Below are 23,459 nucleotides of genomic sequence, written 5' to 3' on the forward strand. Positions count from 1 at the left end.
TAAGCCCGTCAAGCCTGAATCCTTGCAATGGGTCAGGCGCCCATGCGACCCTTGACCCAAACAGGAGGTCGGCATGCGGCGTTTTGGATTTCTTGCAGTTCTTTCTCTTCAATTGGCTTTTTTCGGTGGGTCAGGCCTTTCTGCGCAAGAGGCCGCGCCCGGGTTTCGCTACCTCGCCACCCGTGACATGGATTTCTATGGCGAGGATCTGGACGCCCTGTTCGACACCGATCTGCAATCCTGCATCCGGGCCTGTTCGGCAAACAATGCCTGCAACGCCTTCACCTTCAACGCGCGTTCGAACGCCTGTTTCCCCAAAAGAGGTGTCAGCGAACAGACGCCGTATCAGGGGGCGCTTTCGGCGGTGAAACTGCCCAGCTCGGCGCCGATGCGTGACCGGGCGCGGCAACAGGCGGCGCGACTGGCCTTTCTGCCGGACCGCGACCTGACCCGCGCTGTCGCGCAGGCGCGTGATCTTGGGCTGCGCCATGCCGCCGGCGGGATGGAGCTGGACCAGGTCATCGCCGCGATGCGCAATGCGGGTGCGGGGGCACAGGCCGCTGGTTGGGCCGGGCTGGCGGTGTCGCTGTCGGATCGTGCCGATCTGTGGGCGGAATACGCCCGCCTGCTGCTGAGCGTGCGCAGCGATGACAGCAACGTGAAGCGTGATCATGCGCGCCGCGCGGTTTCGGCTGCGCTCAACGCCTATTTGCGGGCCGAGGGTCCGGGGGCCGAAGTTTCTGCGCTGTACCTGCTCGCGCAGGCGCTTGAACGGGACGGGCGCGGCCGTGACATGGTGCCGGTGCTGCGGTTGGCCAGCAGCATCCAGCCGCGCGAGGATGTTCTGGCGGCGCTGGATACGGCAATCGGCAAATACGGATTCCGCGTGGTCGAGAGCACGGTCGAAAGCGACAGCGCCCAGCCGCGCATCTGTGCCCAGTTCTCGGATCCGCTGGCGCGCAGCGGGGTCGATTACGAGCCTTTCGTGCACTCGCCCGAAGGGGACCTGGTGGTACAGGCGGATGGCAACCAGCTTTGCCTCGATGGGGTCGAACATGGCAAACGTTATCGCATCACCCTGCGCGAGGGATTGCCCGCCGGTTCAGGTGAGGCGCTGTGGAAGGACGTGACGCTGACCCATTACGTGCGCGACCGCAGCCCGGCGGTGCGGTTTCCGGGCCGGTCCTATGTGCTGCCGAAAGCGGCGGATGCGGCGATACCGGTGGAGACGGTGAACGCCACCACGCTTGACCTGGTGTTGCGGCGGGTCAGCGACCGCAACCTGTTGCGCGCGGTGCAGGAGGGGTATTTCGCCCGACCGCTGTCCTATTGGGAGGACGAGTATTTCGCCGCGGATATCGCGCAACAGGTCTGGACCGGCAGTGCCGAAGTGGCCAGCACGCTCAACCGCGACATGACCACCCGCCTGCCATTGGTCGAGGCGATTTCCGGCCAGCCTGCCGGCATCTATACGCTGACGGCGCGGGTGCCGGGTGCCGACCCCTATGACAACCCCGGAGCGACCCAATGGTTCGTGCTGTCCGATCTGGGCCTGTCCTCGATCTCGGGCAATGACGGTTTGCATGTGACGGTGCGCGGTCTTTCCGACGCGGCGCCGCGCGCTGGGGTCGACTTGACCCTGATCTCGCGTGCCAATGCGGTGCTGGGCCGGACCCAGACCGATGCGCAGGGGCTGGCGCGGTTCGAGCCGGGGCTGACGCGCGGCACGGGCGCGGCGGCGCCCGCGTTGATCCTGGCAGCGGCGGGGGATGCCGATCTGGGCTTTCTCTCTCTGATCGACCCGGCCTTTGACCTGTCCGACCGGGGCGTCGAAGGGCGCAAGCCCGCTGGCCCCGTCGATGTGTTCCTGACCACCGACCGGGGCGCCTATCGCGCGGGCGAGACCATTCATGCCACAGTACTCAGCCGCGATGGTACTGCGCGCGCCATCGACGGTCTGCCGCTCACAGCGATCCTCACCCGGCCCGACGGGGTGGAATATGGCCGCAAGGTCTCGGATGGCGGTGTGGCGGGGGGGCATGTCTTTGCACTGGACACCGGTGCCAGCGCCCCGCGCGGGACCTGGCGGTTGGAGATCAAGACCGATCCCGATGGACCCGCGCTGGCCAGCCAGACGCTGCTGGTCGAGGATTTCCTGCCTGAGCGGATCGATTTTGACCTGGCGCTGCCCGATGCGCCGATCCTGCCCGGCGACAGCCCGCCGCTGAGCATCGAGGCGCGTTACCTGTTCGGGGCGCCGGGCGCCGATCTGAGCATCGAGGGGCAGGTGCAACTGCGCGCCGCCGACCAGATCGCGGGCTGGCCCGGATACCGGTTTGGCCGCCATGACGCCGGGCTTCAGACCCGCACCAGCCATTTCGGCGATGCCCGCACCGATGCTGCGGGGCAGGCCCGACTGGCGGTCGAGATCCCGCAGATCGACGCCGAGGGTAAACCGCTCGAGGCGGTGGTGACGGCGCGGCTAGCCGATGGGGCCGCCCGCCCGGTCGAACGCCGGATCTCGGTGCCGGTTTCGCCCGCCACCCCCGTCATCGGCATCAAGCCGCTGTTCGAGGATGTGGTGAGCGAGGGTACCGAGGCCGGGTTCCAGGTGATCGGCCTGACCCCGGACCTGACGCCGCAGCCGATGCGGGTGAAATGGACACTGAACCGGGTCGAGACGCGGTATCAGTGGTACCAGCTGTACGGCAACTGGAACTGGGAGCCGGTGACCCGCCGCACCCGCATCGCCACCGGCGAGGCTGATCTGGGCAGCGACCCGCTGTCGCTGTTCCAGCCGGTGGAATGGGGCGAACACGAATTGCTGGTCGAGCGGCTGGATGGCGCTTATGTCGCCGCGTCTGCCGATTTCTATGCCGGCTGGTATCAGGCCGCCGATGCGGCGGCGACGCCAGACCGGCTGGAGCTTTCGCTGGACAAGGACAGCTATCGTCCGGGCGACACCGCGCGGCTGCGGATCGTGCCGCGCATGGCGGGCACCGCGCTGGTCACCGTGCTGTCGGACCGGGTGATCGCACGGCAGGCGGTCGAGGTGGCGGCGGGCGAAAGCGTGATTCCGCTGACCGTGACCGAGGACTGGGGTACCGGCGCCTATGTCACAGCCACGGTGATCCGACCGATGGACGTCGCCGCCGGGCAGAACCCGGCGCGTGCGCTGGGTCTGGCCCATGCGACGGTCGAACCGGTGGGCAAGGCACTGACGGTTGCAATCGACGCACCCGAGGTGGCCAAACCGCGCGCCACCCAACCCGTGCGTCTGACCGTTGCGGGCGCGCAGGCGGGTGACGCGGTCTGGCTGACGCTGGCGGCGGTCGATCTGGGTATTCTGAACCTCACCGGCTTCCAAAGCCCCGATCCGCAGGGCCACTATTTCGGCCAACGGCGGCTGGGGGTCGAGATGCGCGATGTCTATGGACGGTTGATCGACGGCATGAACGGCGCCATGGGGACCGTCCGCTCGGGCGGGGATGCCGATAATGGCCTGCGGATGCAATCGCCGCCGCCGACCCAGGACCTGATGGCGGTGTTCAGTGGCCCGGTGCAGGTGGATGCCGATGGCAGCGTTTCGGTCGATGTGCCCTTGCCCGCCTTCAACGGCACCGTGCGGCTGATGGCGGTGGCCTGGTCCGACCGCGCAGTGGGACAGGCCGAGCGGGACATGATCGTGCGCGACCCGGTGGTGGTGACGGCGACGGTGCCGCGCTTCCTTGCCCCCGGCGACAGCAGCCGGGTGCGGCTGGAGGTGGTGCATGCCGATGGCCCGCCGGGCGAGATGACGTTGAAGCTGGCCAGCGCGCCGGGCCTGCAATTGGGCGCCGCGCCCGACCGGTTCACCCTGACCGAGGGTGGCAAGGCAGTGTTCGAGGTGCCCGTCACCGCCACCGCGCTGGGCGATCCGGTGTTGACGGTCGAATTGGAGACGCCGGGCGGGCAAGAGCTGCGCCAGGTGTTGCGACTGCCGGTGCGTGCCAATGACCCGGTGGTGGCCCAGACCCGGCGCTTTGCACTTGGGGCGGGTGACAGTTTCCTGTTCTCGCGTGATGTCTTCACCGGGCTCAGGCCCGGATCGGCGCGCGCCATCCTGTCCGCCGGTCCGCTGGCGCGTTTCGATGCGCCGGGCCTGTTGGGGATGCTCGACCGCTACCCCTATGGCTGCACGGAACAGGTGACCTCGCAGGCGATGCCGCTGCTTTACCTTGGTGCGGTGGCGCAGGCGGCGGGGCTGGGCACCGGCCCGCAGGTGGCCGAGCGGATTGACGCCGCGATCCGGCGCATCCTGACCCGACAAAGCGCCAATGGCGCCTTTGGCCTGTGGCGTGCCGAGAGCGGTGATTTCTGGCTCGACGCCTATGCCTCGGACTTTCTCAGCCGGGCGCGGGCGGAGGGCTATTCGGTGCCGGACCGCGCCTTTGCCATGGCGATGGACAACCTGCGCAATCGGTTGAACTATGCCCCCGATTTCGACGAAGGGGGCGAGGATATCGCCTATGCCCTGATGGTGCTGGCGCGCGAGGGCGCGGCGGCGATGGGCGATCTGCGCTATTACGCCGACGTCAAGGCGGACGCCTTTACCACGCCGCTGGGCGCGGCACAGCTGGGGTCGGCGCTGGCCATGTATGGCGACCAGACGCGGGCCGACGCGATGTTTGCCCGCGCCGCGCGCATGGTCGCGGGGCAGCGGCCTGAGGCACCCGTCTGGCGGGCCGATTACGGTACCAGCCTGCGGGATGCGGCGGGCTTGTTGACGCTGGCCGCCGAGGCGGGCAGTGCGGTGATCGACCGGGATTCCCTGATCAGCCGCATCAGCCAGCCTGCGGGTGAGATGTCGACCCAGGAAGCGGCCTGGAGCCTGCTTGCGGCGCAGGCCTTGGTCAAGCAGCCTGAGCAATCGGGCCTGCGGGTGAATGGTGCGGCGGTGGATGGGCCCTTTGTGCAGGTGCTTGCAGGGACCAGCGACGAGGTGCTCAACATCACCGCCGTCGATGGTGGCGCCACCGATATCACCCTGACCATGCTGGGTGTACCCGAGGTTCCGCTGCCCGCCGGTGGTACCGGCTACACCATCACCCGCGCCCGCTACACGATGGACGGGGCGCCCATCGCCCGTGACGCTTTTGCCATTGGAGAGCGGTTCGTGACGGTGCTGACCGTGACCCCGTTCGAGGCCTCGGGCGGGCGGCTGATGGTGAACGATCCGCTGCCTGCGGGGTTCGAGATCGACAACCCCTCGCTGTTGCGTTCGGGCGATGTGCGGGCGCTGGACTGGCTGTCGCTGGACGAGGCCACCCATACCGAGTTCCGCAGCGACCGCTTCCTCGCGGCCATCGATCTGACCGGCACCCGGCCCGTCACGCTGGCCTATGTCACCCGCGCGGTCAGCCCGGGTGAGTTCCATCACCCGGCGGCCTCGGTCGAGGACATGTACCGCCCCCGTTATCGTGCCCGCACCGACACGGGCCGCATCCGTGTCGGGCAATGAGCGGGCGCGAGGCGGTGGCCACCGTCCATTGGCGGCGGCTGGATGGCGAAGGCTCCGACCGCTGCACCCTGTCGCGGGTGGCGCAGGGCTGGATCATGGTGGGCCACGCCCATTGGCGCGACGAGGGCTGTGATACCACGCTCAGCTATGACATCCGCTGCGCACCCGACTGGCGCAGCCTGTCGGCGGATGTCGCCGGAGAGCGCGGTGGTCGCCCCCTGTCGATTCGGATCGAGGCAACGCCACTGGGCTGGCGGATGGACGATGTGCTGCAACCGGGAACCGAGGATTGCACCGATCTCGACCTAAGCTTTACCCCCGCCACCAACCTGATGCCGATACGGCGGCTGGGGGCCTTTGCCGGAGACGAATTGCGCGTTGCGGCTGCCTGGCTGATGCCCGACCTGGATTGCGTGGCGCGGCTGGACCAGATCTATACCCGGTTGCCGGATGGTCGGGTGCATTATGCCTCGGCCGGGTTTGCAGCGGATCTCGACCTGCATGGAAGCGGTTTTGCCACGCAATATCCCGGGCTCTGGCAGGGTTGGGTCGATGATGCCTAGGCCTGCGCGCTGGCTGGCGGTGCTGGCGCTGATCCTGTGGGGGGGCGCGGCGCTGCGTGATGGGGCGGATCGCTGGATCGACGCCACCCAACTGCCGCCGGTTCTGGTCGAAACGGGGATCGAGATACGCGACCGCAACGGCGCCCTGTTGCGAGCCTATCAGGTGGGGGATGGTATCTGGCGGCTGGCGCCGGGGGCGGTGGACCCGGGTTTTATACGCATGCTGATCCGCTACGAAGACAAGCGCTTTGCCGATCATGCCGGGGTCGATCCGCTGGCGATGTTTCGCGCCGCTGGACAGGCGCTGAGGTATCGTCGCCCGGTCTCGGGCGGGTCGACCCTGACGATGCAGGTGGCGCGGCTGATCGAAGATGGCCCTACCGGGCGCTGGGCGGGTAAGCTGCGACAGATACGCGTGGCGCTGGCGCTGGAACGGCGGCTGGACAAACAGCAAATCCTGGCGCTCTACCTGACGCATGCGCCTTATGGCGGCAATCTCGAAGGTGTTCGCGCCGCCGCGCTGGCCTGGTTCGGCAAGGAACCGCATCGCCTGACCCCGGCGCAATCGGCGCTGCTGGTGGCGCTGCCGCAAGCGCCCGAGGCACGCCGCCCCGACCGCCATCCGCGCGCAGCGCGGGCCGCACGCGACCGGGTGTTGCACCGCATGCAGGCGCAGGGTGTGCTGAGCGTGGATGCGGCACAGGCGGCGGTGGGCGAAGCGGTTCCACAGGCACAGCGCCCCTTCCCGCTGTTGGCGCCGCATCTGGCCGACCGTCTGCGCGCGGTCGACCCAACGGCGCAGCGCCACGACGTCACGCTGGAGGTGGGCCTGCAATCGCGCCTGGAAAACCTGCTGGCCAAGGCGGCGCTGGAGGCCGGAGGGCGTTTGTCGGCGGCGCTGATGGTGGCCGATCACCGCAGCGGAGAGATCCTCGCCTCGGTCGGTTCGGCGGGTTACAGCGCCGAGCGGCAGGGTTTTGTCGACATGACCCGCGCATTGCGCTCGCCCGGTTCGACTTTGAAACCCTTTGTCTATGGGCTGGCCTTCGATCAGGGGCTGGCCCATCCGGAAACCCTGATCCTGGATAGTCCGGTGATGTTCGGCCGCTATGCGCCGCGCAATTTCGACGGCGAATTCCGAGGAGAGCTGCGGGTGCGCGAGGCGTTGCAGTTATCGCTGAACATCCCCGTGGTGCGGCTGACCGACGATCTGGGCCCGGTGCGGCTGATGGCGGCGCTGCGGCGGGGCGGGACTGCGCCGCGCCTGCCCGGCGGCACGCCGGGTCTGGCGATTGCGCTGGGCGGAGTCGGTCTGACGTTGCAGGATCTGGTGCAGCTTTATGCCGGTCTGGCGCAGGGCGGGCAGGGGCCGCTTCTGCGCCATGCTCTGGGCGAGGCATGGCAACCGGCGGGGCGGCTGTTTTCCCCCGCTGCCGCGTGGCAGGTGAGCGATATCCTTGCGGGTCTGGCGCCACCGCCCGGGGCGCGGCGTGGTGTGCTGGCCTATAAGACCGGCACTTCTTATGGCCATCGCGATGCCTGGGCGGTGGGGTTCGACGGCGCCCATGTGATCGGGGTCTGGATGGGCCGGGCCGACGGCACCCCGGTGCCGGGCGCCTTTGGCGGCGATCTGGCCGCACCGGTCCTGTTCGAGGCGTTCGGGCGGCTGAAACCCGCCTTTGACCCGTTGCCTCCGCCGCCGCCCGACACGCTGATCCTGCCCACGGCAGAATTGCCGCTGCCACTGCAACGCCATCGCCCGAGGGGTGCGGTGTTCGAGATCGAGCCCGATGCGCCCGAACTGCTGTTTCCGCCCGATGGCGCGGTGCTGGCCATCGACGGCGGGTCGGTCACGGTCAAGCTGCGGGGCGGTCAGGCGCCCTTTACCCTGTTGGCCAACGGGTTGCCGCTGGCCACAGGCATCTTTGCCCGCGAATTCGATGTTCCCTCGCCCGGCAAGGGGTTTGCAACACTGATCCTGCTGGATGCGCGGGGCCGGGCCAGCCGGGCAGAGCTGCGGCTGGATTGAGGGGCGCTAGCGACGCCCTTCGCGCAGCCAGCCGGCAATGACAAAGCCCGAGGCCAGCAGCAGCACCAGCCAGGCCGGGGCCAGCGGCGTCTGCCGTACGTCGCGGGTTTCATAGGCGCCACGCGGGGTCAGGCCCAGCCAGCCGCGCCCGGCGGCGGGCCGCCCTTCGCGGACGTTGCGGATGGTGGGCAAGCCGTCCTCCAGGCGAAAGATACCGCTCTTGAGCGGGGTGATCAGCGGCTCCATCAGGGCGGCGGTGGCGATGGTCGCCTCGAACTCGCGCGGGGCGGCGGGCCCAAGGCCGATGACCGCGTTCTGATCGCCTTCGCGCAGCCGGTAAAGGCCGATCTCGGGCCCCTGATACAGGGCCTCGAACCGACCCGGAGACACCTCCTCCATCGGCAACACATCCTCACCGCCATCGGGGCGGGTGATCGTGACCGAACCGACCTCGGTTTCCAGCGTCCGCCGGATGATCCGCATGGTCTGGCCCTGTGCCTCGGCCCAGAGCGCGTCTTCCTCCAGTTCGGGTTCCTTCATCATCCAATGGGCAAGACGGCGCAGCAGTTCCAGCTGCGGGCCGCCGCCTTCGTATCCGCGCCCCCAGAGCCAGGCGTGATCGCTGGCCAGCAGCGCCACCCGCCCCTCGCCGACCCGGTCGAGCAGCAGCAGGGGCCGTCCCTCGACCCCGCTCATCAGCACGTGGCCCGAATCCTGCGTGACCTCGATCTGGCGCAGCCAGCGGCCCCATTCGTCGGCACTGCCCAGCTCGGCGGTGACCGGATGGCGGGCGCCCTCTTCGGTAACCTGCGCGCGATAGGCCTCTTCGATCACCCGGGCGGTCGGATGGGCGGGCAGGACCGGCGACAAGGGGGTGCGATAGATGCTGTCGGCGGTGGCAAAATCCGGCCCCGCCGCCACCAGCACCGCGCCGCCCCGGTTCACGTAATTGGCGACATTGTCCAGATAGATCGCCGGCAGGATGCCGCGCCGCTTGTAGCGGTCAAAGATGATCAGGTCGAAATCGTCGATCTTTTCCAGGAACAGCTCTCGGGTGGGAAAGGCGATCAGGCTCAACTCGTCCACCGGCACGCCGTCCTGTTTCTCGGGCGGGCGCAGGATGGTGAAATGCACCAGATCGACCGAGCTGTCCGATTTGAGCAGGTTGCGCCATGTTCGCCCGCCCGGATGCGGCTGGCCCGATACCAGCAGCACCCGCAGACGGTCACGCACGCCGTTCATCTGAATCAGCGCGGTGTTGTTGCGGTCGGTCAGCTCGCCCTCGGCCACGGGGACCGAGAACTGCACCACGTTGCGCCCACCATGGGGAAGGGTCACCGGCAGCTCAAGGTCCTGTCCCACCGGCAGCGTCAGCCGCTCGGGCGGGCCGCCATCGACCGAGATTTCAAGCTCTGCAACCGCGCCCTGACCGGCGGGAACCGCACCGGCATCCTCGATCCTGAGGCTCAGGGTCACCGGCTCGCCGATGATGGCAAAGGCGGGGGCGTCGCGCACGATCAGGCGTCGGTCCCAGTCATCGGACCGGCCCGAAAGCAGCAGATGCATCGGCGCCGGCAGGGCGGGGGCGCGGTCCAGATCGTGTACCTGCCCGTCCGACAGGGCGAGGATACCTGCGATCCGGGCGCGGGGCTCTTCGTTCAACGCCTCGGTCAGGGCCGCCATCAGCTGGGTGCCGGTATCGCCCTCGCCATCGCCGACGATGATGCGCCGCAGCTCGGTATTGGGACGGCTCTCGATGCTGGCGGCCAGCTGGTCGGCGGCGCGTGTGGTCTGGCCCGGTCGGTCGGACAGGCCCTGACTGGCGCTCTGATCCTCGATCATCAGCACGATATCGGAAAGGGGTGCTCGGTCCTCGACCTGCCAGACCGGACCGGCGAGCGCGGCCAGCAGCACCAGCGCCGCCAGCCCGCGCAAGGCCCAGCCCGACAGACCTCGCCACAGCGCCAGCGCAATCCCGGCCAGCGACAGGACGGCCAGCGCGATCAGCAGCGGCAGCGGAACAAGAGGATCAAGCAAGAGGTTCCCGGTCATTGGCCCAACCTGTCCAGCAGCGCAGGCACATGGACCTGATCGGATTTGTAATTGCCGGTCAGCACATGCATGACCAGATTGACGCCAAAGCGATAGGCAAGCTCGCGCTGCCGCTCGCCCCCGTAGCCGCGCCCCACCGGCAGCATTGAGCGGCCATTGTCATCGACCGCCCAGGCGGCAGCCCAATCGTTGCCGCCGATCACCACCGGGGTGACCCCATCATTGAGGTTGCGAAAGGGCATTCCCTCGATCTGCTCGGCATCGGCAGGGGCGGCCTCGACCCAGATATCGGTGCTGGCGTGGCGGCCCGGAAAATCCTGGAGCAGGTAGAATGCGCGGGTCAGCACATGATCCCCCGGCACCGGTTCCAGCGGCGGAATGTCCAGAGGCGCGGCCAGCTGTTGCAGCTTTTGCCCGTTCGGGCTGCCAGCGCCAAAGCGAGCGATATCGGCGTCGCGGGTGTCGAACAGGATCATGCCGCCCAGCCGAAGATAGGTGTTGAGCCGCGCATAGGCCGCATCCGACGGCTGCGGCTGATCGGGGGTGACGGGCCAATAGAGCAGCGGGAAAAAGGCCAGCTCGTCCCGTTCGAGGTCGACGCTGAACGGGGCTGCGGGTTCGACCGAAGTGCGAAAGAACAACGTGTCCGAAAGGCCGCGCAGCCCGGCCAGTGCCAGATCGTCCACCGCGCGATTGCCGGTCAGCACATGGGCCAGCACCATCTCGCGCGTGGCGTCGCGGGCGAAGCGGTCGGCCTCGGCCTGTTGCGCCTCGGCCCAGGGCGCATGCAGCAGCAAGCCCAGCAGCGCAGCGGCACGGCCAAGCGGGCCGAGCCGGCCCGACAGGGCCAGCGAGGCCGCGACATCCAGCGCCAGCAGCACCAGCGCGAGCGACAACAGCCAACCACCCAGCGGTTGCTCTGCCGCGATGCTCAGCCCCAGCACCGGAATCGATGCGGGCCATTGCGCCGGGGTCAGCAGGCTATCGGCGCCCAATACGTTGCGCGCCAGCCGCCGGCTCTCGTTTGCATAGACGCCGGGGCGCAGCTCTGGCCCGATGGCGGCGCTGGCCAGCGCGGTGCCGTCTACACCGGGCAGGTTGCCGGCATCGTCCAATTGCCCAAAGCCATCCATCACCCGCAACGGGCTCCAGACCGTACCTTCGAGGTTGATGGCATCGGCGCTTTTGGCGGCCGAGGAAACGGCGAGCCGGTCCAGCATCTCTACATAAAGGCCCGACAGCGGCAGGCTCGACCATTCCGCGTCCGCGGTGACATGAAACAGCACCACCTGCCCCAGCCCCAGCGCCTTGCGGGTGACCAGCGGCGTGCCATCGCTGAGCGCGGCGATTACCCGGTCGGCCAGATCGGGATCGGGCTGCGCCATGACCTGGGTCGAAACGGTGACGTCGTCAGGGATCGTCAGCCCGTAGAAAGGCGAAGTATCGGCAAACGGAGCCAGCGTCTTGGCCTCGCCCCAGCTCATCGCGCCGCCGACGGTACGGCCACCGCTGCGCAGGCGGACCGGCAGCAGCGGGTCGATCTCGTCGCGGCCGATATCGCTGGCCGCCATGCGCGGTCCGGCAAAGCGGACCAGGATGCCGCCCTGTTCAACCCATTCGGTCAGCGCGCTCCGTTCCAGTGTGGCCAGTGTCACCACATCTGCCAGTACCACGATATCGGGATTGGCGGGCAGCACATCCAACAAGGCGCCGTCGATGAAATCGGAATTGGGCACCAGCACCTGTGTCAGGTAGTGCAGCGGCGACAGCAGTTCCAGCCCCTCGCGATCCTGCCGTCCGGCAAATAGCGCGACCTCGTGGCGGGCCAGGCTGTCATCGGTCAAGGCCACCGCCCCGGCGGCGCGTTGGCCCTCCAGCTCGAACCGTGTGACGCGGGCGCGCAGTTCCGAGGGCAGGGAAAGCGCAAGTTGCGCCTCGGTTTCACCTGCGGCAAAGCGCGCCTCGCTGCGGTTCAACACCCGGACCGTTCCGGCGGGATCAGGACCCAGCGCCAGTACCGCCTGGATACGCTCGGGCCCCGGTTCGGCCCGCAGCAGCGTCAATTGAACGGCGCCATCGGCGAATGTAGCCGGGCGCAGACCCAACACCGGGTTGGGGGACTGATAAACGGTCACCGCGCCGCGCGCGCTGAGCGTTTCGAGCAACTCGGTCCGACCCGCGTAATCCAACCCGTCGCCGAGCCAGAGTGTATCGAACCCGCCCGCCTGCGCGCCGACTGCCTGCGCGGCGGCGGCCAGTTCGGCCTGACCCGGTTGCCAGGGCATCGGCGAAAGACCCGGCAGCCGACTGCGCCAGGCAGCGGCGGATTGAAACACCAGATCCTCAGGCGCACCCAGCCGCAGCACCGCGACCGGACGGTTGGCCCGACCTGCCTCGGTCAGCCGTGCTTCGAGCAGGTCGATCTGTTGTGTCCAGCGCGCCGCCCCGGCCCAGCTGCCATCCATCACAACAAGCAGAGGCTGGTCTCCCTCGGCCTGTTGCCGGGGATTGAGTACCGGTCCGGCCAGACCCAGGATCACCGCCGCCACCGCCAGAACCCGCAGCAAGAGCAGCCACCAGGGCGTTCTGTCCGACACGCTTTCGTCGTCTCGCAGGCCCAAGAGCAGGCTGACCGCCGGGAACAGCCGGCGGATCGGTGCGGGCGGTACCGCGCGCAGGATCAGCCAGAGGATCGGCAATGCCACCAGCGCCAGCAGCAGCCAGGGCGCGGTAAATCCGATGCCGCCCAGAACCGTCATCGCACTCTCCCGTCCAGGGCGCGCCACAGCCACAACAGCGCCGATTGCGCGCTGTCGCCGGTATGGTGAAGGCCCAGTTGCCAGCCGGTCGCCCGGGTCAGCGCCATCAACGCGTCGCGACGTTCAGCCAGCCGGATCAGGTAGCGCTCGCGCAGCTCTCCGGCCTTGAGGGTTTCATGCCTGAGCGTACCGCCCACGCTTTCGAACAGGGTGCGCCCGCGATAGGGAAAGCTTTCCTCGGCGGGGTCGAGCACCTGCATCAGCACACCGCGCACGCCACGATCGGCGGCCTTGGACAGGGCAAGCTCAACCTCTTTGAGATCACCCAGAAAGTCGGAAACGAACAATGCGCGGGCGTGCGGGATCATGGCCCGGTGTTCGGGTGGGGCATAATCGGCCTCGGCATCGCGCGACCAGGCTTCGGCCAGCCGGTGCACCTGGGCATTGCCGCGGCGTGGCGGCAGGGTGGTGCCGGTCAGGCCGACGCGCTCGCCGCCTCGCACCAGCAGGATCGCCACCGCCAGCGCCAGCAGCCGGGCGCGGTCGGCCTTTGTCTCGGTCCGCTTGTCCGAACTGAAACGCATCGAGGCGCCCTGATCGACCCAGAGCATCACCGATTGCGCGATCTGCCATTCACGTTCGCGCACATATTGCTGGTCGCCCCGGGCTGAGCGGCGATGGTCGATCATGCGGCGGCTGTCGCCCGGCTGGGCCGGGCGGTATTGCCAGAAATCATCGCCCAGCCCGGCGCGGCGGCGCCCGTGATCGCCCAGCAGCACGGTGCCCGCCAGATGCTCGGCCCGCGCCAGCAAAGGCGGCAGCGGGGCGGCGGCGGTTTCGGCACGATGCCTGAGGGCGGGGGCGACGCTCACGCGGCGGCCTCGGCTCGGGTCAGGCTGGTTGCTGTCTCGTCGATCAGGTCGGCCAGGGTGTCGCCCCGCGCCCTTGCGGCAAAGTTCAACGCCATCCGGTGGCTCAGCACCGGGCGGGCCATGTCCAGAACATCCTCGGGGCTGGGCGCCAACCGGCCCTGAAGCAGCGCCCGCGCCCGCACCGTCAGCATCAGCGCCTGCGCCGCGCGCGGGCCGGGACCCCAGGCCACGGTGTCGCGCACCCGGTCGCTGACCCCCGGCTCGTCAGGACGGAAGGCGCGCACCAGGTCGAGGATCATCTCGACCACCGACTCGCCCACCGGCATCCGCCGCAGCAGCACCTGTGCGGCCAGCAGATCGGCCTGGGTCATCACCTGATGCGCCTCGGCCTCTTCGGCGCCGGTGGTGGCAAGCAGAATTTCGCGCTCGGTCGCGCGGTCGGGATAATCGACGTCGATCTGCACCAGGAACCGGTCCAGCTGTGCCTCTGGCAGGGGATAGGTGCCTTCCTGCTCGATCGGGTTCTGGGTCGCCAGCACGTGAAACGGCGTGCCCAGCGGCCGGTTCTCGCCCGCCACGGTGACCGTTTTTTCCTGCATCGCCTGCAACAGCGCCGACTGGGTGCGGGGGCTGGCGCGGTTGATCTCGTCCGCCATCAGAAGCTGGCAGAAGATTGGACCGGGAATGAAGCGGAACCGGCGGCTGCCATCCTCGGCGGTGTCCAACACCTCGGAGCCAAGGATATCGGCGGGCATCAGGTCGGGCGTGAACTGGATGCGGTTGCCATGCAGGCCCATGACGGTCGACAGAGTCTCGACCAGTCGCGTCTTGCCAAGCCCCGGCAGGCCGATCAGCAGAGCATGTCCACCGCACAAAAGCGCGGTCAGGGTCAGGTCCACCACCCGCTCCTGGCCGATGAAGCGGCGGGTGATCGAGGCCCGCGCTTCTTGCAGCTTGATGCCAAGCGCGTCGATTTCCCCGAGCAGGTCGGCAGGTTCGGACATGGTTTTCCCTCCGCGGCAACTATATGGGTATGAGTGTATCGCGCTGACAGCAAATGGCAAAAACAATGAGCGGACAAAAGCCTGTGAAACCTTCGGCGGACGGCCTTCTTGCCTCGGCCCGGGCGATCAAATCCAAGGGGCCGGCCCCGGTGCATCTGTGGAACCCACCGTTCAACGGCGATATCGACATGCGCATCGCGCGGGACGGGACGTGGTTCTATCAGGGCACGCCGATCAACCGGCCCGCGATGGTGCGGCTGTTCTCGTCGATCCTGAAGCGTGAAGAGGACCGGTACTATCTGGTCACCCCGGTCGAAAAGGTCGGGATTCGCGTCGATGACGCGCCTTTTGTTGCGGTGGATGTCGAGGCGGCTGGGCAGGCGCGCGATCAGGTGCTGACCTTTACCACCCATGTGGGCGACAGCGCGGTGGCGGGGGCGGACAACCCGATCCGGATGGCGCAGGACCCCGCGACCGGGGAACCAGCGCCATATGTTCATATCCGCGCGGGGCTTGAGGCGCTGATCGACCGCAAGAGTTTCTATCGGCTGATGGATCTGGGCGCGGTCGAGGATGGCTGGTTCGGCCTGTGGTCCTCGGGCAGCTTCTTTCCCCTGATGACGGTCGAGGAGCTGGAGCGCGGCTGACCCGCGCCTGCGTGGCGCTCAGGCGGTCTTGACGATAAGGAACACCCGCGCCGGTCCGTCGCCGGTGGCGCTGATCTTGTGTGGAATGTCAGCGGCATAGCGCGCGGTATCGCCCGGGCCCAGATCTTGTATCGCGGCGCCCGAGGTTACACGCACTGCGCCATCGAGCACGGTAAGCTGTTCGCGGGTGCCGCGCGCATGGGGCTGGCTGTTCAGCGCGCCACCGGGCTTGAAGCTGATGTCATACACCTCGTGCCCGCCGGCATCCTCGGGCGGGGACAGGATGCGGATGCGGCAACCCTGGCCCATATTGTCGATGCTGGGCACCTCGGAGGCACGCAGGGTGTCGATACGGTCGGCGGCCTCGGCGGCCTCGAGCAGGCCCGCGAAATCGACCTGAAGCGCGCGCGTCAGGTTCCACAGCGTGGCGATGGTAGGGCTGCTTTCACCCCGTTCGATCTGGCTGACCATGGAGCGCGAGACGCCGCTGAGATTGGCCACCGCCTCGAGCGAGAGACCCTGCGCACGACGCGCCTCTTTCAGGCGCGCGGGCAGGCGGTTCAGGATATCGTCGGGGTTTTCCGTCATGACGGAATCTCTGCGCCCGATGTTGTGGATTGTCAATCTGCGAGCATGATATTAGAGGATGCAATGTTATAACATTATACCCATCCTGATGCCGCGAAATATCTCGACAACACTGCGCCGTCACAAGGCGTCACCAATGCGCCGGTTCGACCGGTTGCCGCCGGACCTGCGCGGTTGGCTGCGCCAGGCCGCCTTGTGCTGGTCGGTCCGATCGGCAGAACGCGTTTGGTTCAAGGAGTTGCGCCGTCATGGCGGAGACATCGGTGCTGCCTTGCGCCGCCTGGACGAGATCGAGAGATGCCTGCTGGAAAAAGACGCGCCGCGCCTTTGGGGCAGGGACTATCCCGGCCCGTGAAGTCGGAACCGACTGGCGCGACAAAATGACGACACGTCTCAGGCGACAAACCATGCTGCGGGTGCATAATGGGCGAAACCCTGAGGAGGATAACATGACCGATATCGTGATTCTGGACGGTGCCCGCACCGCCATCGGCACTTTTGGCGGGGCGCTGGCCTCGACTGCGCCCATCGACCTGGCCACCGTCGTGACCGAGGCGGCGCTGGAACGTTCGGGCGTCGAAGGCGCCCAGATCGGCCATGTGGTGTTCGGCCATGTGATCAATACCGAACCCCGCGACATGTATCTGAGCCGGGTTGCCGCGATGCAGGCGGGCATCCCGAACGGCACGCCCGCGATGAACGTCAACCGCCTGTGCGGATCCGGTGCGCAGGCCATCGTCTCGGCGGTGCAGTCGCTGATGCTGGGGGATGCGGAGTTTGCCGTGGCCGGTGGTGCCGAAAGCATGTCGCGCAGTCCGTTCATCATGACCCAGGCCCGCTGGGGCGCCAAGATGGGCGACGTCAAATCGCTCGACATGATGCTGGGCGCGCTGAACTGCCCGTTTGGTACCGGGCATATGGGTGTGACCGCTGAAAATGTCGCCGATGAACACCAGATCAGCCGCGAGCAGATGGACCAGTTCGCCATGACCTCGCAGGAGCGCGCGGCGGCGGCGATCGCGGCGGGCCATTTCGTCGGTCAGATCACGCCGGTGCAGGTCAAGGTCAAGCGCGACATGGTCGATTTCAAGGTCGACGAGCACCCCAAGGCGACCTCGGTCGAGGTGCTGGCCGGGCTGAAGCCGGTGTTCAAGAAGGATGGCCGGGTGACGGCGGGCAACGCCAGCGGCATCAACGACGGTGCGGCGGCGATGGTGCTGGCCACGGCGGATGCGGCGGAAAAGGCTGGGCTGAAGCCCAGGGCCCGCATTCTGGGCTATGCCCATGCCGGTGTCCGCCCCGAGGTGATGGGCATCGGTCCGGTTCCGGCGGTGCAGAACCTGCTGGCCCGCACGGGCCTGAGCGCAGGTGATTTCGACGTGATCGAATCGAACGAGGCCTTTGCCGCCCAGGCACTGGCGGTGAACAAGGAACTGGGTCTGGATGCGGCCAAGGTGAACCCCAATGGTGGCGCGATTGCGCTGGGTCACCCGGTCGGCGCGACTGGTGCGATCATCACGCTGAAAACGCTCTATGAACTGGAGCGCACCGGCGGGTCCAAGGGTCTGATCACCATGTGCATCGGCGGCGGTCAGGGCATCGCCATCGCCATCGAGCGGCTCTGAGCGGAGAGGCTGGGGGCGCTGCCCCCAGACCCCCGGAGTATTTCGGGCGAAATGAAGCAGGGGCGCGATCAGCCGGTCGCGTCCCTTTCTCGTTTCCGGGCCAGCTTCGCGGCCAGGTTCGGGCCGATGCCCGGACGCGACCAGGGGCATTCGGCGATACAGATGGCGCAGCCGTGGGTCTGGTTGAAGAAGGGCAGGCATTTGTCGAAATCGACATACCATTTGCGCGCGCCGCGCACGGTCTGCTTGTCCGCGAACAGCGCCTCGGGCGGGCAGGCGTCCTGACAGATGCGGCAGTTCTGGCAAAAGCCGTCGATACCGTGATCCTGCGCTGGCGTTGGAGCAAAAGGCGCATCGGTCAGCACCGCCGACAGGCGGAACGAGGCACCGAGATCGGGGTTGATGATGGACCCGTGCTTGCCCAACTCGCCAAAGCCACAGGCCAGCGCGGGCGGGATCATCGCCAGCGCGCCGGTCATCGGGCCGGTCAGCGGCTCGGCCTGCCAGCCTTGCAGGCGAAGCCATCCGGCGATGGTCTTGGCGGCCTGAGCGGCGCGAGTATACTGCGTCATAACCTCAAGCCCGGCGCTTGGCTTGGGCGCGGTGGCGATGGCGTCGTAATCATGGGCCACGCCGATCATGATGACGCGGGATTGCGTTATTTCGTGGCCTTCGAAGACCCAGTCGGGGTTCATCTCGGCGACGCCGGTCAGGTCGCAGGCGCCGCTGTCCACGAATTGTGACAGCGCGGCAGTCCAGTCCGCAGGCGCGCGAATGACTGCGGTGTCGGCCAGTGGTGGCAGGGGAGCGTCCAGCACCGCCTGTCGCGCGGCGCGTCTGGTGGCAAAGTCAGGCTCTTTTGCCGATTGCCGGTAGAAATAGTGTTGCAGCGGCCCGTGGGGGATGTCGCCCGGATCGGGTGCCCAATAGACCATGCGCGGGCGGCGAAACGCTGTTTCGCCCAGCCCGTTGATGTCATTGCCGCTGACCTCGGGCGCAAGGGCCGCCTGTTCGGGATCGGGGGTAAAGGGGCGATGTGGATTGGTGCGAGCCATGGGCGCAGCCTAGCACGAAGGCCGCGCCTGTCACCCGCTCACATAAGCAGGTTCGCCAGCAGCACCACGCCGCCACCGATCAGCGCGCCTCCCAGGGCGGGCCAGAACGCCGCGCTGCGGCCCGGTTTCTCGTCCAGACCCGGCTGCGACTGCGCCACCAGCGCCCGTTCGACCAGATCGGGCAGGCGCGGGCCGAAGCGGGCCACCACCAGCGCCGTCTTGCCCAGATCGGCCAGCACCGCGCGCGGTCCGATGGATTGCTTGATGTAATCCTCGACCACCGGGCGGGCGACCTCCCAGATGTTGATATGCGGGTCGAGCGAACGGGCCACGCCCTCGACCACCACCATGGTGCGTTGCAGCAGGATCAGCTCGGTCCGGGTTTCCATGCCGAAGCGTTCGGTGACCTCGAAGAGGTAGCTCAGCAGCCGACCCATCGAGATATGGGTCGCATCCATGCCAAAGATCGGTTCGCCCACCGCGCGCAGGGCGCGGGCGAATTCGTCGACATCCTGGGTGGCGGGCACGTAACCGGCCTCGAAATGCACCTCGGCCACGCGCTTGTAATCGCGGCGGATGAAGCCGAACAGGATCTCGGCATAGACCCGGCGGGTATATTCGTCGATATGACCCATGATGCCGAAGTCATAGGCGATGATATCGCCATCGGCGGCGACCTTCAGGTTGCCCTGATGCATGTCGGCATGGAAATAGCCATCGCGCAGCGCGTGCAGCAGGAACAGGCGCAGCACCCGTTCGCCAAGATCGCGCCGGTTGTGTCCGGCGGCGTCCAGCGCGGCATTGTCACCCAGCGGCACGCCATCGGCCCAGCCCAGCGTCATCACCCGTCGCGCCGAGAGCGACCAGCGCACCGGCGGTAGGCGGAACCCGGCATCCCCCTTGGTGTTGTCGGCGAATTCCGAGGCGGCGGCACTTTCCAGCCGCAGATCAAGCTCTCCGCGCACCACGCCATCGAAATGCTCGATCACCTCGATCGGGCGCAGGCGACGGGCACCTGGGGCGAAAAGGTCGACGATGCGGGCGGCGAAATAGAACGCGTCCACATCCTTGCGAAAGGCGCGCTCGATGCCAGGGCGCAGCACCTTGACCGCCACATCCTCGCCGCTGTCGGCCAGACGCGCCCGGTGCACCTGGGCGATGGACGCCGCCGCGATCGGCTCGCTGAATTCGCTGAACATCTCGGGCAAGGGGCGGCCCAGTTCCCGCTCCACCTCGCGCATGGCGGTGGCGCGGGGAAAGGGCGGCAATTGATCCTGCAACACGCGCAGTTGATCGGCCAGATCCTGACCCACCACGTCGGGCCGGGTCGAAAGCACCTGACCGAACTTGATATAGGCCGGTCCCATCGCCATCAGCGCGCGGGTGGCGGGCGGCAGGCTGGGGTCGCCCTTGAAGCCCAGCCACTGGAACGGTTTGCCCAGCGCGCGGGCCAGAATGCGCAGCGGGCGCGGCGCGTCAAACGCATCCAGCACCGCGCCCATGGCGCCGTTGCGCTCCAGCGTGGCGCCCGTGCGGATCAGGCGGATGATATTGTGGGGGCCGCGCATGGATCAGATCTTCCAGCCGGAATGCAGCGCGGCGATGCCCATGCTCAGGTTGCGGTACTTGGCATTGCCGAAACCCGCCGCCTTGACCATGCCCAGGAACGTCTCCTGATCGGGGAAGTTGCGGATCGATTCCACCAGATACTGATAGCTGGCGCTGTCATTGGCGATCAGCTGGCCCATGCGCGGGATCACGTTGAAACTGTAGAGATCATAGAGCTTTTGCAGCCCGTCATTGGGCAACTGGCTGAACTCCAGCACCATCAGGCGGCCACCGGGGCGCAGCACGCGGTAGGCCTCGTTCAGGGCCTCTTGCGGGCGCGTCACGTTCCGGATGCCGAACGAGATGGTGTAGACTTCGAACGTGTTATCCTCGAACGGCAGCGCCATGGCGTCGCCCACCACCCAGTCGAGACTGTCGGCCATGCGCTCGGCCTCGGCGCGTTTGCGGCCCTCGACCAGCATCGGCTCGGTCAGATCCAGAACGGTGGCATGGCCATGGCCCGCGCGTTTCAGGAACCGGAAAGAGATATCGCCGGTCCCCCCCGCCACATCCAAAAGCCGCTGGCCCGGTCGCGGCGCCAGCCAGTCCATCATCGCGTCCTTCCAGACCCGGTGAATGCCCATCGACATCACATCGTTCATGACATCGTATTTCGAGGCGACCGAGCCGAACACGCCCTGTACCCGTCCCGCCTTTTCATGCTCGGGCACGGTTTCAAAGCCGAAATGGGTGGTCTTGTCGGATCTGTCGGACATGGGTCTTGCCGTTCCTCGCATTTCGCCCCTGTTATAGGGTGCTGAGACCGGGGCACAATGCGGCCCTTTGGATGAGGAGCGTCTAATGCCTGAATTGCCCGAGGTCGAGACCGTGCGGCGCGGATTGGCCCCCGCGATGGAGGGGGCGGTGATCGCGCGGGCCGAGGTCAACCGGCCCGACCTGCGCTGGCCCTTTCCCGCGCGGATGGCCGAGCGGCTGACCGGTCAGCGGGTGGAACGCTTGCGGCGGCGGTCGAAATACATCCTGGCCGATCTGTCGGGGGGCGAGACGCTGTTGATCCATCTGGGCATGTCGGGGCGGATGACCGTCTCGGGCGATCCGCTGGGGCAGTTCGTGCACACCCACCCTGCGGCGCAGAAACACGACCATGTGGTGTTTCACATGGACAACGGTGCCCGCATCACCTTCAACGACCCGCGCCGGTTCGGCGCGATGGACCTGATGCCGACCGCGACCGCCGAAGATCACAAGCTGTTGATGGTGCTGGGACCTGAGCCGTTGGGCAACGATTTCCACGAAAACCACCTGATTGCCGTGTTCAAGGGTAAGAACACCCCAGCCAAATCCGCCCTGCTGGATCAGGGAATCGTCGCGGGACTGGGAAATATCTATGTCTGCGAGGCGCTGTTCCGCGCTGGGGTGTCGCCGCGTCGCAAGGCAGGACAGATCGCTGCCGTCCGTGTGGCCGCGCTGGTGCCAATCATCCGTCAGGTGCTGACCGAGGCGATCGAAGCGGGTGGATCCTCGCTGAAGGATTTTCGGCAAGCCGATGGCGAGCTTGGATATTTTCAGCACAGTTTCGACGTCTACGGGCGAGAGGGGCAACCCTGTCGCCGTCCGGGTTGCGGCGGCACGGTGCAGAGAATCACCCAGTCGGGTCGCTCATCCTTCTACTGCGCGCAATGCCAAAGATAACTTGAACCATCTCTCGCCCATGATAAGGAATCGTTTCGAAACGGAACAACCGAGAGCGAAAGCCCCATGGCCTTTGAGACGATCATCGTCGAAGTTGAAGACCACGTAGCCCTGATCAGGCTGAACCGTCCCGATGCGCTGAACGCGCTCAACACACAGTTGTTGGGCGAGCTTTGCACCGCGCTGGAAGAAGCCGATGGCAATGACAAGGTGCGTTGCATCGTGATCACCGGCAGCGACAAGGCGTTTGCCGCCGGGGCCGATATCCGCGAGATGTCTGAGAAGACCTATGTCGAGGTGTATAGCGAGAACCTGTTCGCGGCCGCCAATGACCGCGTCAGCGCCATCCGCAAGCCGATCATCGCGGCAGTGGCGGGTTACGCGCTGGGCGGTGGCTGCGAGTTGGCGATGCTGTGCGATTTCATCATTGCGGCGGACACCGCCAAGTTCGGCCAGCCCGAGATAAATCTGGGCGTGATCGCCGGTATTGGCGGCACCCAGCGCCTGACCCGGCTGGTGGGCAAGTCCAAGTCGATGGACCTGAATCTGACCGGGCGCTTCATGGATGCCGAAGAGGCCGAGCGCGCCGGGCTGGTCAGTCGCGTGGTGCCTGCCAAGAAGCTGGTCGAGGAGGCGCTGAGCGCGGCCCAGAAGATTGCCGAGAAGTCGATGATTAGCGCCTTTGCGGTCAAGGAAGCGGTCAACCGCTCCTACGAGACCACGCTGAGCGAGGGGCTGCTGTTCGAGCGCCGCGTATTCCATTCGATGTTCGCCACCGAAGACCAGAAGGAAGGCATGGCCGCGTTCCTGGAAAAACGCGCCGCCCAGTTTCGCGACAAGTGACGTCGCGTTATGGAATCAGTGCAGCAGGCGGGCGCATGCCCGCCTGTTTGCGTTTCGGCGGATGGGGGCTTGGCTTTTGCCGCCTTTTTCGCTAAATGCCGCCGTCATACATGCGCGTGGGGCCCGCTCTGGCTAGAATCACACCGGTGAGACCGATCCGGGAGAGGGGCGTCATTGCGTGACATGAACAGAACCGAACCCGAATAAAGGTCAGAAAACATGGCAAATTCGCCCCAGGCAGCAAAGCGTGCCCGTCAGAACGAAAAACGCTTCGCCATCAACAAAGCCCGTCGTTCGCGCATCCGCACCTATCTGCGCAAAGTCGAAGAGGCCATCGCCTCGGGCGACAAGGACGCGGCAACCGCAGCTCTGCGCGCGGCTCAGCCCGAACTGATGCGCGGCGTCAGCAAGGGTGTGTTCCACAAGAACACTGCATCCCGCAAAATGTCCCGCCTGTCCTCGCGCGTCAAAGCGCTGGGCTAAGACGGCCCCGAATCCCCCCAAAAAGGGGTTTTCAAGAAGGCGCTGCAATGGCAGCGCCTTTTTTCGTGCCTGTTGCAACCAGGCCCCGTTACAGCGGCGGCAAGAGATTCTTTGCAGGTGAATCCCGAGTCAACATCATAGTTTCGTTGCCGCTCCGCAGACCGACTTGCTACCACTG

The 23,459-nt window shown here is 66.9% G+C and carries 17 protein-coding genes; 9 read left to right on the plus strand and 8 right to left on the minus strand.

The window, feature by feature from the left end:
• The first annotated feature begins 73 nt into the window (after nucleotides 1-73).
• The 3 genes from MB818_RS18360 to pbpC are packed head-to-tail and all read left to right on the plus strand — an operon-like array spanning nucleotide 74 to nucleotide 8,092.
• A complete protein-coding gene (locus MB818_RS18360) occupies nucleotides 74-5,500 on the plus strand; it encodes an alpha-2-macroglobulin family protein (protein ID WP_238905986.1) in 5,427 nt (1,808 codons plus the stop codon).
• Nucleotides 5,497-6,063 carry a putative glycolipid-binding domain-containing protein gene (locus MB818_RS18365; RefSeq protein WP_238905989.1) on the plus strand — a complete coding sequence of 189 codons (567 nt, stop codon included), beginning with the start codon at nucleotides 5,497-5,499 and terminating at the stop codon, nucleotides 6,061-6,063. Before MB818_RS18360 ends, MB818_RS18365 begins: the two co-directional genes overlap by 4 nt.
• On the plus strand, nucleotides 6,053-8,092 hold the full coding sequence (pbpC, locus tag MB818_RS18370; protein WP_439653300.1) for a penicillin-binding protein 1C: 2,040 nt from the start codon (nucleotides 6,053-6,055) through the stop codon (nucleotides 8,090-8,092). The genes MB818_RS18365 and pbpC overlap by 11 nt, the downstream gene beginning before the upstream one ends.
• A gap of 6 nt (nucleotides 8,093-8,098) precedes the next feature.
• Here pbpC and MB818_RS18375 read toward each other — a convergent pair whose 3' ends face one another.
• Genes MB818_RS18375 through MB818_RS18390 form a run of 4 tightly spaced genes read right to left on the minus strand, consistent with a single transcriptional unit; the run spans nucleotide 8,099 to nucleotide 14,779 of the window.
• Complete coding sequence (locus MB818_RS18375; protein WP_238905990.1) at nucleotides 8,099-10,144, minus strand: hypothetical protein; 2,046 nt, start codon at nucleotides 10,142-10,144, stop codon at nucleotides 8,099-8,101.
• On the minus strand, nucleotides 10,141-12,903 hold the full coding sequence (locus MB818_RS18380) for a DUF4159 domain-containing protein (protein WP_238905992.1): 2,763 nt from the start codon (nucleotides 12,901-12,903) through the stop codon (nucleotides 10,141-10,143). Before MB818_RS18380 ends, MB818_RS18375 begins: the two co-directional genes overlap by 4 nt.
• Nucleotides 12,900-13,775, minus strand: coding sequence for a DUF58 domain-containing protein (locus tag MB818_RS18385; protein WP_234145247.1), 876 nt, complete (start codon nucleotides 13,773-13,775; stop codon nucleotides 12,900-12,902). Before MB818_RS18385 ends, MB818_RS18380 begins: the two co-directional genes overlap by 4 nt.
• Nucleotides 13,772-14,779: an AAA family ATPase gene (locus MB818_RS18390; RefSeq protein ID WP_234145246.1), complete on the minus strand. Its 1,008-nt coding sequence runs from the start codon at nucleotides 14,777-14,779 to the stop codon at nucleotides 13,772-13,774. The genes MB818_RS18385 and MB818_RS18390 overlap by 4 nt, the downstream gene beginning before the upstream one ends.
• 65 nt (nucleotides 14,780-14,844) lie before the next feature.
• On the opposite strand from MB818_RS18390, the gene MB818_RS18395 reads away from it, so the two are divergent.
• Nucleotides 14,845-15,426 (plus strand): DUF1285 domain-containing protein, encoded by a 582-nt coding sequence (locus MB818_RS18395; protein WP_238905994.1) that lies wholly within the window; start codon nucleotides 14,845-14,847, stop codon nucleotides 15,424-15,426.
• 18 nt (nucleotides 15,427-15,444) lie between these two features.
• Here the strand turns inward: MB818_RS18395 and MB818_RS18400 are convergent, their stop codons facing one another.
• Nucleotides 15,445-16,014, minus strand: coding sequence for a helix-turn-helix domain-containing protein (locus MB818_RS18400; protein ID WP_238905996.1), 570 nt, complete (start codon nucleotides 16,012-16,014; stop codon nucleotides 15,445-15,447).
• Between the two features lie 88 nt (nucleotides 16,015-16,102).
• Here MB818_RS18400 and MB818_RS18405 point away from each other — a divergent pair, with 88 nt between their 5' ends.
• Together MB818_RS18405 and MB818_RS18410 are read left to right on the plus strand one after the other, a co-directional pair.
• Nucleotides 16,103-16,369 (plus strand): DUF6525 family protein, encoded by a 267-nt coding sequence (locus MB818_RS18405; protein WP_255700182.1) that lies wholly within the window; start codon nucleotides 16,103-16,105, stop codon nucleotides 16,367-16,369.
• Nucleotides 16,370-16,463: 94 nt separating this feature from the next.
• Nucleotides 16,464-17,639, plus strand: a complete 1,176-nt coding sequence (locus MB818_RS18410; RefSeq protein WP_238905998.1) for an acetyl-CoA C-acyltransferase family protein — start codon at nucleotides 16,464-16,466, stop codon at nucleotides 17,637-17,639.
• A 68-nt stretch (nucleotides 17,640-17,707) separates the two neighbouring features.
• Here the strand turns inward: MB818_RS18410 and MB818_RS18415 are convergent, their stop codons facing one another.
• Genes MB818_RS18415 through ubiE form a run of 3 tightly spaced genes read right to left on the minus strand, consistent with a single transcriptional unit; the run spans nucleotide 17,708 to nucleotide 21,018 of the window.
• A complete protein-coding gene (locus MB818_RS18415) occupies nucleotides 17,708-18,694 on the minus strand; it encodes a 4Fe-4S dicluster domain-containing protein (RefSeq protein ID WP_238905999.1) in 987 nt (328 codons plus the stop codon).
• 38 nt (nucleotides 18,695-18,732) lie between these two features.
• A complete protein-coding gene (gene ubiB / locus MB818_RS18420; RefSeq protein ID WP_234140370.1) occupies nucleotides 18,733-20,262 on the minus strand; it encodes a 2-polyprenylphenol 6-hydroxylase in 1,530 nt (509 codons plus the stop codon).
• Between the two features lie 3 nt (nucleotides 20,263-20,265).
• The gene (ubiE, locus tag MB818_RS18425; protein ID WP_234140371.1) at nucleotides 20,266-21,018 is read right to left on the minus strand and encodes a bifunctional demethylmenaquinone methyltransferase/2-methoxy-6-polyprenyl-1,4-benzoquinol methylase UbiE; all 753 of its coding nucleotides are present in this window, start codon (nucleotides 21,016-21,018) and stop codon (nucleotides 20,266-20,268) included.
• 85 nt (nucleotides 21,019-21,103) lie between these two features.
• On the opposite strand from ubiE, the gene mutM reads away from it, so the two are divergent.
• The 3 genes from mutM (at nucleotide 21,104) to rpsT (ending at nucleotide 23,281) form a co-directional block, all read left to right on the plus strand.
• Complete coding sequence (mutM, locus tag MB818_RS18430) at nucleotides 21,104-21,955, plus strand: bifunctional DNA-formamidopyrimidine glycosylase/DNA-(apurinic or apyrimidinic site) lyase (RefSeq protein ID WP_238906000.1); 852 nt, start codon at nucleotides 21,104-21,106, stop codon at nucleotides 21,953-21,955.
• 66 nt (nucleotides 21,956-22,021) lie between these two features.
• A complete protein-coding gene (gene acuK, locus MB818_RS18435) occupies nucleotides 22,022-22,798 on the plus strand; it encodes an acryloyl-CoA hydratase (protein WP_234140375.1) in 777 nt (258 codons plus the stop codon).
• 219 nt (nucleotides 22,799-23,017) lie between these two features.
• Nucleotides 23,018-23,281: a 30S ribosomal protein S20 gene (gene rpsT / locus MB818_RS18440; RefSeq protein ID WP_234140376.1), complete on the plus strand. Its 264-nt coding sequence runs from the start codon at nucleotides 23,018-23,020 to the stop codon at nucleotides 23,279-23,281.
• The last annotated feature ends 178 nt before the right edge of the window (nucleotides 23,282-23,459 follow it).

It is taken from the genome of Ruegeria alba, assembly GCF_022321465.1.
Classification (GTDB): Bacteria; Pseudomonadota; Alphaproteobacteria; order Rhodobacterales; family Rhodobacteraceae; genus Ruegeria_B; species Ruegeria_B alba.

What these genes read in the sequence shown, in the direction of transcription:
- MB818_RS18360 (WP_238905986.1), top strand. Translation starts at nt 74, where the DNA reads ATGCGGCGTTTTGGATTTCTTGCAGTTCTTTCTCTTCAATTGGCTTTT.
- MB818_RS18365 (WP_238905989.1), top strand. Translation starts at nt 5,497, where the DNA reads ATGAGCGGGCGCGAGGCGGTGGCCACCGTCCATTGGCGGCGGCTGGAT.
- pbpC (WP_439653300.1), top strand. Translation starts at nt 6,053, where the DNA reads ATGATGCCTAGGCCTGCGCGCTGGCTGGCGGTGCTGGCGCTGATCCTG.
- MB818_RS18375 (WP_238905990.1), bottom strand. Translation starts at nt 10,144, where the DNA reads ATGACCGGGAACCTCTTGCTTGATCCTCTTGTTCCGCTGCCGCTGCTG.
- MB818_RS18380 (WP_238905992.1), bottom strand. Translation starts at nt 12,903, where the DNA reads ATGACGGTTCTGGGCGGCATCGGATTTACCGCGCCCTGGCTGCTGCTG.
- MB818_RS18390 (WP_234145246.1), bottom strand. Translation starts at nt 14,779, where the DNA reads ATGTCCGAACCTGCCGACCTGCTCGGGGAAATCGACGCGCTTGGCATC.
- MB818_RS18395 (WP_238905994.1), top strand. Translation starts at nt 14,845, where the DNA reads ATGAGCGGACAAAAGCCTGTGAAACCTTCGGCGGACGGCCTTCTTGCC.
- MB818_RS18400 (WP_238905996.1), bottom strand. Translation starts at nt 16,014, where the DNA reads ATGACGGAAAACCCCGACGATATCCTGAACCGCCTGCCCGCGCGCCTG.
- MB818_RS18405 (WP_255700182.1), top strand. Translation starts at nt 16,103, where the DNA reads ATGCCGCGAAATATCTCGACAACACTGCGCCGTCACAAGGCGTCACCA.
- MB818_RS18410 (WP_238905998.1), top strand. Translation starts at nt 16,464, where the DNA reads ATGACCGATATCGTGATTCTGGACGGTGCCCGCACCGCCATCGGCACT.
- MB818_RS18415 (WP_238905999.1), bottom strand. Translation starts at nt 18,694, where the DNA reads ATGGCTCGCACCAATCCACATCGCCCCTTTACCCCCGATCCCGAACAG.
- ubiB (WP_234140370.1), bottom strand. Translation starts at nt 20,262, where the DNA reads ATGCGCGGCCCCCACAATATCATCCGCCTGATCCGCACGGGCGCCACG.
- ubiE (WP_234140371.1), bottom strand. Translation starts at nt 21,018, where the DNA reads ATGTCCGACAGATCCGACAAGACCACCCATTTCGGCTTTGAAACCGTG.
- mutM (WP_238906000.1), top strand. Translation starts at nt 21,104, where the DNA reads ATGCCTGAATTGCCCGAGGTCGAGACCGTGCGGCGCGGATTGGCCCCC.
- acuK (WP_234140375.1), top strand. Translation starts at nt 22,022, where the DNA reads ATGGCCTTTGAGACGATCATCGTCGAAGTTGAAGACCACGTAGCCCTG.
- rpsT (WP_234140376.1), top strand. Translation starts at nt 23,018, where the DNA reads ATGGCAAATTCGCCCCAGGCAGCAAAGCGTGCCCGTCAGAACGAAAAA.